Below are 11,150 nucleotides of genomic sequence, written 5' to 3' on the forward strand. Positions count from 1 at the left end.
TGCCGTGTTTTCGCGGGTTTGCTTGGGGATGGGTGGGGGTTATTGGGTGTCGCTGGTGAGCGCTGCCGCCACTTTGCCGCCATTTTTCATCGCGGTGATCGGGTTGAGTTTGACCGCATCTTCGAGGTGGTCCGGGGCGAAGTGGGCATAGCGCATGGTCATCTTGATGTCGGTGTGGCCGAGGATGCGCTGCAGCACCAGGATGTTGCCACCGCCCATCATGAAGTGGCTGGCAAAGCTGTGGCGCAGCACATGGGTGCGTTGGCCAGCCGGCAGGGTGATCCCCGCACGGCGCAGCGCCTTCTCGAACTCGGCGTAGCAGTCACCGAACAGGCGACCGGTTCGCTTGGGCAGCAAGGCCAACAGCCACCCGGCCACCGGCACGGTGCGGTTCTTCTTGCCCTTGGTGCGGGTGAAGGTCAACCGACCGATGCCGACCTGTGAGCGGGTCAGCTTTTCAATCTCGGACCAACGCGCCCCGGTCGAAAGGCACAGCATCACAATCAGCCACAAGTCGTTCAGCCCTACGCACGCTGCCAGCAGCTGTTCGATTTCATCCTGGTTGAGGAACGCCAGCTCGGATTCTTGCACCTTGTACTGGCGCAGCACCTCGAGCGGGTTGCCGTGGGCCCACTCCCCCAGGCGGCCGAGCTCGTTGAACACGGCCTGCAGGTAGAGCAGTTCGCGGTTGATGGTGGTCGGGGAGACCTGTTTGCGCTGACCGGGCACATAAAGTTCACCCGCCAGCCTCCGTTCGCGGTAGGCCGCAAACTGCTGGGCGGTGAACTCGGTCGCCAGCGGGTTGCCCAGCGCCTCAGCCAACCAGATCAGCTTGTCACGACGGCGGTCGCCATCGGTCAGGGTCTGGCCGTGGCGACCATACCAGAGTGCCACCAGGTCGCTCAGCCGCCGTTCATCCACATTGCTCGCCTCTGGCTGTTGCCAGGGCTGGGCCAGCATGTGTTTTTCCCATGCCAACGCTTCGCCCTTGGTGGCAAAGCGACGACGCTTGCGGGGGCCATCACGACCTTGAGGGTAGACCTCGGCAAGCCAGAGCTTGGGCTTGCCGTCATCGAGTTTCCGTACTGTCATTAGTTTTTCAGGATAACTGATACAAGATTGTTCAACCCTGCCGCATTGTAATAAACAGAATTTTTAAATCTGTCATTCCATTGGTTGTCACTTTTAAAAAGCTCATCAAGGCTTTTTACTTTCATTACCTTGTTGATGTCTGATAGAGCTTGTTTTCTATCTTTGGTAACAGTGACCTCCCAATCATTTAAAAACTTAGGCTTTCCGGAGTTTTTTCCAAAATCAATTTCAATCGGAACGGCGGTGACAGTTATTGATTGTGCTTCAGTTAAGGCCAGTGAGCGGTAAATACCATAGACAAGCGCTCGCTGATTCTGCTCACGAATAACATCGACATGATCCCCGTCAACCACAGGAGCTGAAAGCCTGATATGGACAGGGTCTTTCGACACTAGTTCATAGCTATTGTTTTCAGCATAGAAATCGCTGAATTCGGTAATCATTTCATCAGGGTTACTGAATTTAGCTGCATACGCAGAGGATGCGGATACAGCCAAGCAAGCGGAAATAAACAGCGTTGGAAAAATTTTCATACGTTTCATATTCACCATCACTCACAAATGTTTCACCAAGGATGCTATCACCCGACCACTTGAAGATGCGGAAGAGTTAAACCACCACGTCGAATTGCAGCCTGTCGCAGAGCATGGTGGATTATCCCTTGCTTCTGCGGGTGCTGGTGTAACTGCGCTTCCGCGTCGTGGAGGAATATTTTCGGGAACCAGAAGAGCTGCTTATCCCTGAGGCACTCGACCCGCCCGCGCTGCATATCTTCTTGCTGGCGCTGTATGAGCCATCGTTACAGACAAACCGCTCCCCATCACAATGAGAGATCCCACCCTTGCTGCCTGAGCAGGGCTTTCGTCCTTTGGCGAAGGTGGGAGAAGCGCTGAACATCGCTAAGGTGCAGGCCATCGCGATGATGATTTTTATAGGTTTGCGCATGTCGCTATCCATTCCATCGGTAAGCAAAAGCAAGGGCGCATAGGCGCCCTTGTTATCGTTTTCTAAAAATACGGTGTTCTACCATCACGCCGATGATCTCGATGTGCTGCCGGTCGGAGTGCATGGGCGGGTAATCGTCGTTGAGGGGGACCAGTTCAAACACCTCTTGCCCACTCTCATCAATGCCACGGGGCCGGTACTTTTTGAAGGTGGCCTCTTCGCTGCCGTTCTTGGCGACCACGAAATCCCCCGGGCGTGGCTGTTCGTCAGGGTCCACGATCACCAAGTCACCCTCATTGAATTGCGGGGTCATCGAGTTGCCGCGCAGCCAGAGGCCAAAGCCGCGGGGCCCGATGTCCACACTGGCCGTCACATACTCCACGTTGCCATCAAAGCCCGTGGCCTGTTCGCACATTTCGCGCCAGTTGCCGGCCTGCACATAGCTAAGGATCGGCACGCGGCCACCCTGTGGGATGACCGCTGGTTCTACGTTGCGGTAACCCGGGAAAGGAGACTCCGCCACGCCAGTGGTGCCTTCTTCTTTCCCCGTCAGCAGCCAATCGACAGACACGCCAAGCGCAGCCGCTAAGTCGTTGAGGTAGCGGCCTTTTGGCTGGTTCAGCCCTGATTCCCATTTCCCCACCGAAACACCGCTTATGCCAATCGCCTTGGCTAGTGCGGTTTTGGAAAGGCCGAGAGCAGTTCTTCTGCTGAGTATTCGATCCGATATGTGCATTAACCTAGCTTAACTTTCAAAGGAAAACCTTAAGGTTAAATAAACCAAAACTTAAGCTTGTTTATGGTTGAACCCTAAGTTAGGATCGCCCATATCAAAACTTAAGGTTTGGGTGAGTGAGTGTGAAAAAAGCAGATGTCATTAACTACTTCGGCTCAGCGGCTGAGCTGGCGAGGAAGCTGAACATTTCAGAGGCGGCCGTTTCCCAGTGGGGCGACACCATCCCCCAGGGCCGCGCCTACCAGATCGAGGTGTTGACCGGCGGTGCGCTGAAAGCCGACCCCGCAGCCCCGTCTGGCCAACAGCGCCCCTATCAGCGCGTCGCGCCGGGCACCACGCTGGAGGCGATCCCCAGCGTCCAGCGGGCGACGGCCGCCGCCAAGGCTGACCCCACCAACGCACAACCAGGGAAGGCGTAACCACCATGCCACCCCGTCATATCAATCCAGCCGCCAGGCCGACCCAGGCTCCCGCCGTCAGCGCGATCAATCTGGTGATCTCGGCAGACATTCCGCCGCTGATGCCCATCGCCAGGTTTGCCGAGTGGATCGGGGTGTCTGTCGATACCGCCCGCCACTGGGTCAAAACGGGCCGCCTCGATGTCATGGAAAAAACGCGCGCCAATGAGCTGGTGATGGTCAAGGTGCATGTGTTTATCGCCAAACAGATGGCGGGACACTCGTCATCCCTGTTCACACTCGCCAGCTAACCATAGCGACCTTTGGAGGGAAATCAGAGTGTCAAACCAGTCCTGTTTTTCACACAACCACTTTGCGGCCGCCTGCGACATCTTCAAGGGGCGTTACAACCTCAGCGAGCTGGGGCGCGAGCTCGGCATGCCGCGAGGAGTACTGAACAACAAGTTCGACCCGGCCAATGAAAAGCACAAGCTCACCGCCCTCGACCTGATCGCCCTTTATCGCACCACCGGCGACGACACCCTGTTTGACGGCCTGCTGTTTGACTGCGGTCTGACCGCCACCAAGCTGCCCGCCGCCGCAGCGCCAACCCCGGAGGCCCGCGCCCAGCAGGCGCTGAATGCAGGGGCTCAGATCCTCGGCGTCACCGCCCAGGCGACCACCATCCTCGCCGGTGACCGCGTCACCAAGTCACACCGAAACACCGTCGTCGGCGGCTTGTGGGCAGGCATCGAGCACCTGGTGCTGCTGGCCACCGAGGTCGAAGACAGATTTCACGCCATCCCCAGCTTGGCATGCGCTGCGGATATGGCCCGCGCCGCCCTCGGCGCCTAGGAGACCAGACCATGAGATTACGTTGCCCCCACTGCAAGAGCCGTATGACCAGCCGCACGACTCGCCCAATGAGCCTGCTGTCTTTCGAGTCATATCAGCGATGCTCCAATGTTGAGTGCAATTTCCGCTGCAAGGTGTTGGCCGAAATTGTGGCAGAGCTGAAACCGGCAGAACTGAGAAACCCGGCGGTGGTACTGCCGGTCGTGCATACCGCCCAGCCCATCCCAACCCACCCTCGCCCGTTCCCCGCCATTGAGGCGCTCAAGCAGGCCGGGGTCGCAGAAACCGCCGCAGAACAGGAAGGGGCCTAGGCCCCATACCGCAAGGAGAACCCCATGCAAACGCAACGCATCGACCATGAACAGCGCAACCTGGCGGGGCTGACCCCCGACGAGCAGGTGGCCATGAACACCGCCGGCTGCCAGATCCTGCGGGAGTTGTTCGGCAAAACGCGATCCAGTCTGGACACCGACTGGCTGGCCCTGAGCCAAGCCAAGAAGGCGGCCATCTGTACCATCGCCCGCCAGCCACGGGGCGAGCTGATGACCGCCACCTTGTCAGCCCTACCCCATGCACAGCGCGAGGCGGTCAGGCTGGCGGTGATCGCACTGGAGTACCAGGGGGAGTTTCGCGGCGGCTGTGACACCCAGGTGTGGCACCCGGCGCCAGTGACCAGGCCTATCGGGGATATCGAGAGAGAGAAGAGAGAAAGGGCCGCCAAGCTGCGCATGAAACGCGCCGTGCTGGCGGGCAGTGAGATGTGCCAGTCAGGCCCCAGGGCCATCGGGCAATAAAAAACCCGCTATCGGTGCGACAACACCAGCGGGCTTTCCATCGTCAACCAGGAGAATTGACATGCCAACTTTAGCCATTCGTGACCAATTGCGCAACCTGCGCCTGCAAAACCGCAAGCTGGCCTGCCGTGGTCAGCGTTACCGCGCCAGCCCAGACCTGATCCATGCAGTAGAACGCCCAGCCGCCATGGCCTGGCGTGCGGTCTGGTCATGCGTCAACCGCCGTGGGGGGATCTGATCATGGCCGCCGTTATCACGCGTCACACCGAACCGACTATCAAGGCGGCATCCGCCTATCTGGTCCGCCGCGGTTACATCAACTGCGGTACCACCTGGCTGCGCGGCCGGAACGGCTACGCCCGCATGGAGCGCCTGACCTCTGGCGCTATCCGCATCATCGAGGGGGTGGCATGAACACGCTGTTGCAGCCGGTCAACCGGCAAACCGCCATTGCCGCCGTGCACGAATTGACGGCGCGGCTTCGCGCCAGCACCGATTACTCCTACCTCTACCGTGGGTCGGAGGGTAAGTCCCTGATGGCCCAGGCCAAACAGAACCAGCGCTGGCATCAGCTATTCCACACCATGAACCGGAGGGCCCATTCATGAGCATCGACGCCATTCACATCGCCAAGCGGGCAGAGCGGGCCGTGTTGCCGCTGCTGACCGAGCTGCTGGCCACCGGCGAGCAGGAAAACCGCATCGCACTGGGCGAGCTCTACTCCGGTGATGAGTACATCCAGGTGCAACTGGTCGTGACCAGCCGCCCTGCCGATCTGCTCGATGACGACTCCGTGATGGGGGATGAGGCATGAGCGAAGTCTATGTAAACCCAATGGCAATGCGGGCCCGTCTGGCCGCAGAGCTGGCTGTGCTGGATTTGTATGGGGTGGTCAAAACCACCGCCGCCAGCCTGAGCGACTGGGTCGGCGTTAACGGCGATTCGCTACCAGAGCCGCTTGTCGGTGAGGTAAACACCAGCCTGGTCGCCATGTCAGCCGCCGCTCATTGCATTGGCTATAGGTCAGCCGACGAGCTGAGCAAGCGGCTGGCTGCCTTCGAGGACACCGGCGAGCTGGTCGTGCAATTGCTGGCAGAGCTGAACCAGGGTGATGGCCTGCGGCGTGAGGATCTGGTTGTCACTCGCTCAGCAGTGCTGCTGCTGGCGATGTATGGGCTGCTGGCACTGGCCAGCCGCGAGGCCAATGCAGACCGCGACGACGAGGAGACGCTGGCATGACAGACCTGTTTGAACTGGAGGCCCCGCAGGATGACCAGGGCACCACAGAGGAAGGCCCCACCCATATGCAGCCGCCGGCGCCGGTCAGCCCGCTGACCAAGCACTGGGAGGCGGCACAGGAGGAATTCAACACCTCGGGCTGCGACGCCAAGCGCAACCGCAATATCGCCCAGGAGCTGCTGGCCCTTGGCGCCATCCGCGCCGTGTACTGGTTGGCGCTGGGTGGCGGTGAGGTGGTGCTGGCCAGAGAGATCGCCGAGTGGTGGGCAGACTGCGAGCCACTCCACGGACTGGGGGAGACCATCAAATGAGCCACCGCCTGATCTCCGACCTGCAAACCCGTGTGGATAGATGGTTCGACACCATGATGGGCGACGAGGCCCGCCTGCGCAGCTACCAGCGCGACCTGCTGGCAATGCGTCAGCTATCCCCTCGCCCGCGCTGCACGGTCTCCCTGACCCTGCGCCAGTGTGTCGCCGCCAGAAAGATGGCGAGACATGCCCGCCATACGCTGGCCTCCTGCCGGAACAACATCAAAGCGCTGTCGGGGACCCATCACCAATGACCAACCAACAGAAAACAGGGCCAGCCGCCGAGGCTGGCCATCTTGGGTTTGCCATCAGCCGCCTGCCGACGCCAAAACGCAACCAGCTACCGCTATCCAAGAAGACCCTCAAGGCCCGTATCGATGCCCTCGCCAATGCCATGCCAGGCACCAAGCTGGAGGCCGCCTTTGTCGGTGCCCCTGGTGAATCCGATCTGGTCTGGGCGGTGCAGCTGCTCGATGGCCTCTCAATGCAGTTCACCCAGGTGCTGTTCAAGCAGTACGTGCGCCGCCGCAAAGATGGGACCGCCCGCCACTGCCGTAGCGCAAACATCTGGCTGCGGGAGCGGGTGAAGTGGGTCCGCTCCCTGGTGATGGCGCTGCCGGTCGATGCCCAGCAGCTACGCGACGACGACGGGCGCAAGCGGGTGGCCCACCAGTTCGCCAACCAGACTGCCGCCATCTGGAAGAACATCGAGCAGAACGCCGCCGCTGGTGAACTGGATCTGATGGAGACATGGGAATCCATCAAGCAGCCTGCCGACCAGTGGGGGTTCATCGGCAGGATGCCGGACTTCAAAACCAAAGAGGCGCGGGATAACTGGATCCTGAGCGTGATGGTGCGCCTGCTCTCCGCCAAATGGTGGGAGAAACGCATCAACCGCTGCTGGGATCGGCTGCAAGAGCACATCGCCATCCTGCTGGGCAAGGTGCGCAAGGGGGTCTCCGCCTACGTCTCGAACGGCACCATGAAAGTGGTACGCGAGCGCAAGCGGGCTATGATGCGCTGGCTGGCCGAGTCGGAGGTGATGAACGAGCAGCACGACCTGGTTGTCTCGATGAAGGACTGCTGGGAAGCGAGCAATGCCAACCCGGTCAACCGCCGCGCCGAGATGATGACCCGCATGCGCGGGTTTGAAGACTACGCCGAGGAGCAGGGCCATGTGGGGGTCTTCTTCACCTGGACGGCGCCGAGCCGATTTCACACCTGGAAGACCGGCCGCAACGGTAAGACCGTCGAAAACGACAAGTACCAGGGCGCCACCCCGCGCGACACCTGCGCCTATCTGGCCAAGCTGTGGAGCCTGACCCGCGCCTCACTCAAGCGCAATGAGTTACCTGTCTACGGCTTTCGGGTATGCGAGCCTCACCACGATGGAACCCCGCACTGGCACATGCTGCTGTTTATGCGCCCGTCAGACCGCAATGCGGTGATCAGCACCCTGCAGCACTACGCCCTGACCGACGACAAGAGCGAGCTGGTGCGGGTCCCCATGGCCGCCCCCACCTTTACCGATATCACGCCCCGGTTCGACTGGAAGATGATCGACCCGGCCAAGGGTGATGCGACCGGCTATCTCGCCAAGTACATCGCCAAGAACATCGACGGCGCCTATGTCGGTGACGACGAAGAGGCAAACACTCCAGCCGACCAAGGCGCGCTGCATGCGTGCGCATGGGCCAGTTGGTGGGGGATCCGCACCTTCCAGCAGATCGGCGGCGCACCGGTCGGGGTATGGCGCGAGCTGCGCCGCATCAGCAACGCCAAGAAGAACGGCGATCTGGTGGGGCCACCCAAGCCAGTGCTGCAAGACCCGCGCTTTGAGGCGGCCCGCTATGCCGCCGATAACGCCATCTTTCGCTGCTACCTCGAAGCCATGGGCGGCGCACTGGCCACCCGTGCCGAGCACCCAATCAAGCTGGCCCACCTCATCGAAGAGCAGGCCAACAGCTACGGCGAAGACATCAAGCGCCTGATGGGGTTGCACACCGCTCGCCTGGGTATCAAGACCCGCCTGCAAGGGTGGGAAGTGGTGCCAGCAGGCACCTATGAGGCCGCCAAGGCCGCCAGAGTTTCGGCTGGGGGTGTTGGGGTTAAGACGGGCGACAGCCCGGCACCTTGGAGCTCTGACAATAACTGTACGCAGCCGGATCCTGAGGCGTTCGCGGATCAGTTGATGGCAGAGCAATGGGGTTTATCTCCCTTCTCCATCGGGCGTTTGCGGGCAGGTGCCAGCGTGACTGCGGACGGCTACACCCTCCGGCTGGAAAACGGCCAGGTGCAGTCGAGCCGAGCGCTCCCGAGCGAGCCGGACTGGCAGCCAGAAGGCCAGGTGCCAGACGAACAGGGCCAGCCGGATGAGTACGCGGTACCGGAAGGCGATGAGGACTGGCCGACGCTGGTTGAGCTCTGCGGCAAGGTCTACCAGGCACAGGGCCACGCCGGGGCGCACCGCTGGATCGAGATGCTGCCTGAGCCCTATCAGTCCGAGATGTGGCGCGTGCTGGAAGGGCTGGATGCGCCGGAGTGGATACAGGAACAGGACGACTACAGCGAGGAGTGGGCATGAACAGCAATCAGACCGTCAACCGCGAAGAGTACCGCCGCCTGGATAACCGGGTGACCTGCATTCTCCAGCAGCGCTGGCCTGCCAACGAGATCAGCCAGTGGGTGGGGATGCTCAAGGGCAAACAGCAGGCCGTGGCCTGTGCCATCCTACGCCGCCGCCACCCTCGCCCATCGCTGCTGGCCCTGCCGGCCCTCGCCGCCGAGGTGCCGAACCCGTTTCAGGCCAAGTCCAGCCGCCCCACCGTGCCAGTGCTGACCGCTGATGGCCGCTCGGTTGGCCGCCGCCATATCGTGGACGGGCTCACCCCAGTGGCCATCGACCAGAGCGGCACCATCCGGTGCGCCGTTACTGGCCGCACCCTCTTCATCGCACCGGGCAGCGCCATCGACCGCGCCAACCCGGGCGCAGCCGAACAGCTCAACCCAACATACCAGCCAAACCTGCACCAGGTAGTGGCTGACCACCGTCAAATCGAAGCAGGAGAGTAACCATGCATAACGTCATGCTGGATCTGGAAACCATGGGAAAAGGCCCCCGCGCGGCCATCGTCACCATCGGGGCCGTGTTCTTTGACCAGATGACCGGTGAACTGGGCGCCGAGTTCGAGGCGCATATCGACCTGAACGATAGTGCCCGCTTCGGAGAGATGGACCCTGACACCGTGCTGTGGTGGCTGGGGCAGAGTGATGAAGCACGCGCGGCCATTGCCTATAACGTAGATTGCGAAAAGCGGATGGCGCTTCTCCAGGCACTGCAAAAGTTTCAGGCGTGGCTGATGCAAGAAGGCAAGCGCCCCTGTGTATGGGGTAACGGTGCTGGGTTTGACTGCACCATCATGGCCAGCGCCTATGAAGCGGTAAGAAAAGTGCGCTTTATTGGCTTCTGGAACGGCTTCCAGGATCGGGACGTGCGCACCGTTGTAGATATGGGGCGTGACCTGCTGGGCTTTGACCCGAAAAAGGACATGCCATTCGAGGGGGTGGCCCATCGCGCGCTGGATGATGCCAAGCATCAGGCCCGCTACGTCAGCGCCATCTATCAGCGGATGCAGGCAGCGATGAACGGCTACGGCGTGGCGGGGGGTGAGGCGTGAGAGACCCCCGCAAATATCCGAAACCGGGTGATGTGATCACCCGCCTCGGTACCACCAGGTTAGTGACGGCCACAAAGATGAATAGGCGCGGCACTGTCACCCATGTGGTGTACAGCCATCCGGCGGTTGCCTTACCAGAGACCGAAATCGCCATCGCCAGCTGGCTGGCGTGGGCCAAGCAGGATGCCATGGTGGTAAGGGAGGGCGCGGTATGAGCCAGCAAAACATAAGAGAAGTACCGATGAGCAAGATCGGGCATGTGACGCACTCCCGCCTGACTATCAGGGAGGCTGTGCGGAACATACTGGCAGCTAGAAGAAAGTCACAAGGGGCAAGAGATGAGTGACGCCACCAAGCGCAAGCAGGCCCAGCGGGCCAGACGGGCGGCCCTCGGTATCAAGCGGGTGGAGGTGGCGCTATCAGAACGGGAGCGCCAACAGCTGGAAACCCTGCGCATCGCTCGGGCTGGCAGCGGTGAGCCCTACTCCGCCGACGAGTACATCAGCACCCTGATCCGGCGAGACTGGGAACGCTGGCTGGAGCAGAAAGCAGAGCTGGAACAGCAGACCTGCCCGAACTGCGACTGCGCATTGCCAGAAGGGTGCGGCGGAACATTCAAGGGAGAGGCAGAGTGCTGGATCAACCAAGGCGACAAGACGATAGCCTTGTAATGTCAGAGATAAGAAATTGTGTCCGGTCACGCCAGAATCGTGACCGGACACATTTATGTCGGGTGCAATATTGTGACAGAGAGGGTCAAGCAATGCTGGCGGGCACAAGATTGAAAGGATCTGGCAGAAAGTGAAGGATCGCAAAAAGGATCCGAAAAGCCGCGCGCGGCCAGTGCTGGCGTGGGGAGCCGCTCCCCTCCCCCCGTCGTTCACCTGCATGATTTTCAACACATAAAGCGGGCAGGCGTGGCGGGGTAACGATTGCGCGCGCTGGGTGCTGGCAGGGGTCGGCAGGCTGCGCCTGCCGCTCTGGGGTGATGCTTGAGGATCAGGGAGTGCGTCGGGAGCGGTGAACGGGTCGCTGCCGTGGCGGAGCGCTCAGGCCGCTAGATGAGGGGCAAAACAAAGCCCCCTCGGTGAGGGGGCTTTTGT

20 protein-coding genes are annotated in these 11,150 nt (G+C 61.0%); 17 read left to right on the plus strand and 3 right to left on the minus strand.

Annotated elements, in window-relative coordinates; all coding sequences use genetic code 11:
- Positions 1-39: 39 nt before the first annotated feature.
- The 3 genes from OKB77_RS09135 to OKB77_RS09145 all read right to left on the minus strand — a co-directional run bounded on the left by OKB77_RS09135 (position 40) and on the right by OKB77_RS09145 (position 2,773).
- Positions 40-1,092, minus strand: coding sequence for a site-specific integrase (locus OKB77_RS09135; RefSeq protein WP_223924829.1), 1,053 nt, complete (start codon positions 1,090-1,092; stop codon positions 40-42).
- Positions 1,092-1,634, minus strand: coding sequence for a hypothetical protein (locus OKB77_RS09140; protein WP_161646732.1), 543 nt, complete (start codon positions 1,632-1,634; stop codon positions 1,092-1,094). The genes OKB77_RS09135 and OKB77_RS09140 overlap by 1 nt, the downstream gene beginning before the upstream one ends.
- Before the next feature lie 455 nt (positions 1,635-2,089).
- A complete protein-coding gene (locus tag OKB77_RS09145) occupies positions 2,090-2,773 on the minus strand; it encodes a LexA family protein (protein WP_270817437.1) in 684 nt (227 codons plus the stop codon).
- A gap of 122 nt (positions 2,774-2,895) precedes the next feature.
- Here OKB77_RS09145 and OKB77_RS24070 point away from each other — a divergent pair, with 122 nt between their 5' ends.
- The 17 genes from OKB77_RS24070 (at position 2,896) to OKB77_RS09230 (ending at position 10,718) form a co-directional block, all read left to right on the plus strand.
- Positions 2,896-3,192, plus strand: a complete 297-nt coding sequence (locus OKB77_RS24070; RefSeq protein WP_443111793.1) for a Cro/CI family transcriptional regulator — start codon at positions 2,896-2,898, stop codon at positions 3,190-3,192.
- A 5-nt stretch (positions 3,193-3,197) separates the two neighbouring features.
- On the plus strand, positions 3,198-3,482 hold the full coding sequence (locus OKB77_RS09155) for a hypothetical protein (protein ID WP_103858628.1): 285 nt from the start codon (positions 3,198-3,200) through the stop codon (positions 3,480-3,482).
- A 28-nt stretch (positions 3,483-3,510) separates the two neighbouring features.
- Complete coding sequence (locus tag OKB77_RS09160; RefSeq protein WP_258040000.1) at positions 3,511-4,026, plus strand: phage regulatory CII family protein; 516 nt, start codon at positions 3,511-3,513, stop codon at positions 4,024-4,026.
- An 11-nt stretch (positions 4,027-4,037) separates the two neighbouring features.
- Positions 4,038-4,337, plus strand: coding sequence for an ogr/Delta-like zinc finger family protein (locus OKB77_RS09165; RefSeq protein WP_223956158.1), 300 nt, complete (start codon positions 4,038-4,040; stop codon positions 4,335-4,337).
- Between the two features lie 24 nt (positions 4,338-4,361).
- Positions 4,362-4,820 (plus strand): hypothetical protein, encoded by a 459-nt coding sequence (locus tag OKB77_RS09170; RefSeq protein ID WP_103858626.1) that lies wholly within the window; start codon positions 4,362-4,364, stop codon positions 4,818-4,820.
- 61 nt (positions 4,821-4,881) lie between these two features.
- Positions 4,882-5,058 carry a hypothetical protein gene (locus OKB77_RS09175; protein ID WP_162852055.1) on the plus strand — a complete coding sequence of 59 codons (177 nt, stop codon included), beginning with the start codon at positions 4,882-4,884 and terminating at the stop codon, positions 5,056-5,058.
- Between the two features lie 2 nt (positions 5,059-5,060).
- Positions 5,061-5,234: a hypothetical protein gene (locus tag OKB77_RS09180; RefSeq protein WP_270817438.1), complete on the plus strand. Its 174-nt coding sequence runs from the start codon at positions 5,061-5,063 to the stop codon at positions 5,232-5,234.
- A complete protein-coding gene (locus tag OKB77_RS09185; protein ID WP_103858625.1) occupies positions 5,231-5,428 on the plus strand; it encodes a hypothetical protein in 198 nt (65 codons plus the stop codon). Before OKB77_RS09180 ends, OKB77_RS09185 begins: the two co-directional genes overlap by 4 nt.
- On the plus strand, positions 5,425-5,634 hold the full coding sequence (locus tag OKB77_RS09190; RefSeq protein WP_039040893.1) for a hypothetical protein: 210 nt from the start codon (positions 5,425-5,427) through the stop codon (positions 5,632-5,634). The genes OKB77_RS09185 and OKB77_RS09190 overlap by 4 nt, the downstream gene beginning before the upstream one ends.
- Complete coding sequence (locus tag OKB77_RS09195; protein ID WP_270817439.1) at positions 5,631-6,059, plus strand: hypothetical protein; 429 nt, start codon at positions 5,631-5,633, stop codon at positions 6,057-6,059. The genes OKB77_RS09190 and OKB77_RS09195 overlap by 4 nt, the downstream gene beginning before the upstream one ends.
- Entirely contained in the window at positions 6,056-6,370 is a 315-nt protein-coding gene (locus tag OKB77_RS09200; RefSeq protein ID WP_103858623.1) for a hypothetical protein, read from the plus strand. The genes OKB77_RS09195 and OKB77_RS09200 overlap by 4 nt, the downstream gene beginning before the upstream one ends.
- Positions 6,367-6,624, plus strand: coding sequence for a hypothetical protein (locus tag OKB77_RS09205; protein ID WP_270817440.1), 258 nt, complete (start codon positions 6,367-6,369; stop codon positions 6,622-6,624). The genes OKB77_RS09200 and OKB77_RS09205 overlap by 4 nt, the downstream gene beginning before the upstream one ends.
- Complete coding sequence (locus tag OKB77_RS09210) at positions 6,621-8,954, plus strand: replication endonuclease (RefSeq protein WP_443111794.1); 2,334 nt, start codon at positions 6,621-6,623, stop codon at positions 8,952-8,954. The genes OKB77_RS09205 and OKB77_RS09210 overlap by 4 nt, the downstream gene beginning before the upstream one ends.
- Positions 8,951-9,442, plus strand: coding sequence for a hypothetical protein (locus tag OKB77_RS09215; RefSeq protein WP_223924819.1), 492 nt, complete (start codon positions 8,951-8,953; stop codon positions 9,440-9,442). The genes OKB77_RS09210 and OKB77_RS09215 overlap by 4 nt, the downstream gene beginning before the upstream one ends.
- 2 nt (positions 9,443-9,444) lie before the next feature.
- Positions 9,445-10,047, plus strand: coding sequence for a 3'-5' exonuclease (locus tag OKB77_RS09220; protein ID WP_270817441.1), 603 nt, complete (start codon positions 9,445-9,447; stop codon positions 10,045-10,047).
- A gap of 77 nt (positions 10,048-10,124) precedes the next feature.
- A complete protein-coding gene (locus OKB77_RS09225; RefSeq protein ID WP_270817443.1) occupies positions 10,125-10,262 on the plus strand; it encodes a hypothetical protein in 138 nt (45 codons plus the stop codon).
- Between the two features lie 123 nt (positions 10,263-10,385).
- Complete coding sequence (locus OKB77_RS09230; protein WP_225159664.1) at positions 10,386-10,718, plus strand: hypothetical protein; 333 nt, start codon at positions 10,386-10,388, stop codon at positions 10,716-10,718.
- Positions 10,719-11,150: the final 432 nt, after the last annotated feature.

This window comes from Aeromonas sp. Y318-3 (assembly GCF_027706185.1).
Taxonomy (GTDB): Bacteria; Pseudomonadota; Gammaproteobacteria; order Enterobacterales; family Aeromonadaceae; genus Aeromonas; species Aeromonas veronii.

Excerpts from the sequence above, each read along its gene's own strand:
- OKB77_RS09170 (WP_103858626.1), top strand. The coding sequence starts at position 4,362 with ATGCAAACGCAACGCATCGACCATGAACAGCGCAACCTGGCGGGGCTG.
- OKB77_RS09135 (WP_223924829.1), bottom strand. The coding sequence starts at position 1,092 with ATGACAGTACGGAAACTCGATGACGGCAAGCCCAAGCTCTGGCTTGCC.
- OKB77_RS09230 (WP_225159664.1), top strand. The coding sequence starts at position 10,386 with ATGAGTGACGCCACCAAGCGCAAGCAGGCCCAGCGGGCCAGACGGGCG.
- OKB77_RS09195 (WP_270817439.1), top strand. The coding sequence starts at position 5,631 with ATGAGCGAAGTCTATGTAAACCCAATGGCAATGCGGGCCCGTCTGGCC.
- OKB77_RS09175 (WP_162852055.1), top strand. The coding sequence starts at position 4,882 with ATGCCAACTTTAGCCATTCGTGACCAATTGCGCAACCTGCGCCTGCAA.
- OKB77_RS09140 (WP_161646732.1), bottom strand. The coding sequence starts at position 1,634 with ATGAAACGTATGAAAATTTTTCCAACGCTGTTTATTTCCGCTTGCTTG.
- OKB77_RS09225 (WP_270817443.1), top strand. The coding sequence starts at position 10,125 with ATGAATAGGCGCGGCACTGTCACCCATGTGGTGTACAGCCATCCGGCG.
- OKB77_RS09205 (WP_270817440.1), top strand. The coding sequence starts at position 6,367 with ATGAGCCACCGCCTGATCTCCGACCTGCAAACCCGTGTGGATAGATGG.
- OKB77_RS09165 (WP_223956158.1), top strand. The coding sequence starts at position 4,038 with ATGAGATTACGTTGCCCCCACTGCAAGAGCCGTATGACCAGCCGCACG.
- OKB77_RS09185 (WP_103858625.1), top strand. The coding sequence starts at position 5,231 with ATGAACACGCTGTTGCAGCCGGTCAACCGGCAAACCGCCATTGCCGCC.
- OKB77_RS09190 (WP_039040893.1), top strand. The coding sequence starts at position 5,425 with ATGAGCATCGACGCCATTCACATCGCCAAGCGGGCAGAGCGGGCCGTG.
- OKB77_RS09155 (WP_103858628.1), top strand. The coding sequence starts at position 3,198 with ATGCCACCCCGTCATATCAATCCAGCCGCCAGGCCGACCCAGGCTCCC.
- OKB77_RS09180 (WP_270817438.1), top strand. The coding sequence starts at position 5,061 with ATGGCCGCCGTTATCACGCGTCACACCGAACCGACTATCAAGGCGGCA.
- OKB77_RS09215 (WP_223924819.1), top strand. The coding sequence starts at position 8,951 with ATGAACAGCAATCAGACCGTCAACCGCGAAGAGTACCGCCGCCTGGAT.
- OKB77_RS09220 (WP_270817441.1), top strand. The coding sequence starts at position 9,445 with ATGCATAACGTCATGCTGGATCTGGAAACCATGGGAAAAGGCCCCCGC.
- OKB77_RS09200 (WP_103858623.1), top strand. The coding sequence starts at position 6,056 with ATGACAGACCTGTTTGAACTGGAGGCCCCGCAGGATGACCAGGGCACC.
- OKB77_RS09145 (WP_270817437.1), bottom strand. The coding sequence starts at position 2,773 with ATGCACATATCGGATCGAATACTCAGCAGAAGAACTGCTCTCGGCCTT.
- OKB77_RS09210 (WP_443111794.1), top strand. The coding sequence starts at position 6,621 with ATGACCAACCAACAGAAAACAGGGCCAGCCGCCGAGGCTGGCCATCTT.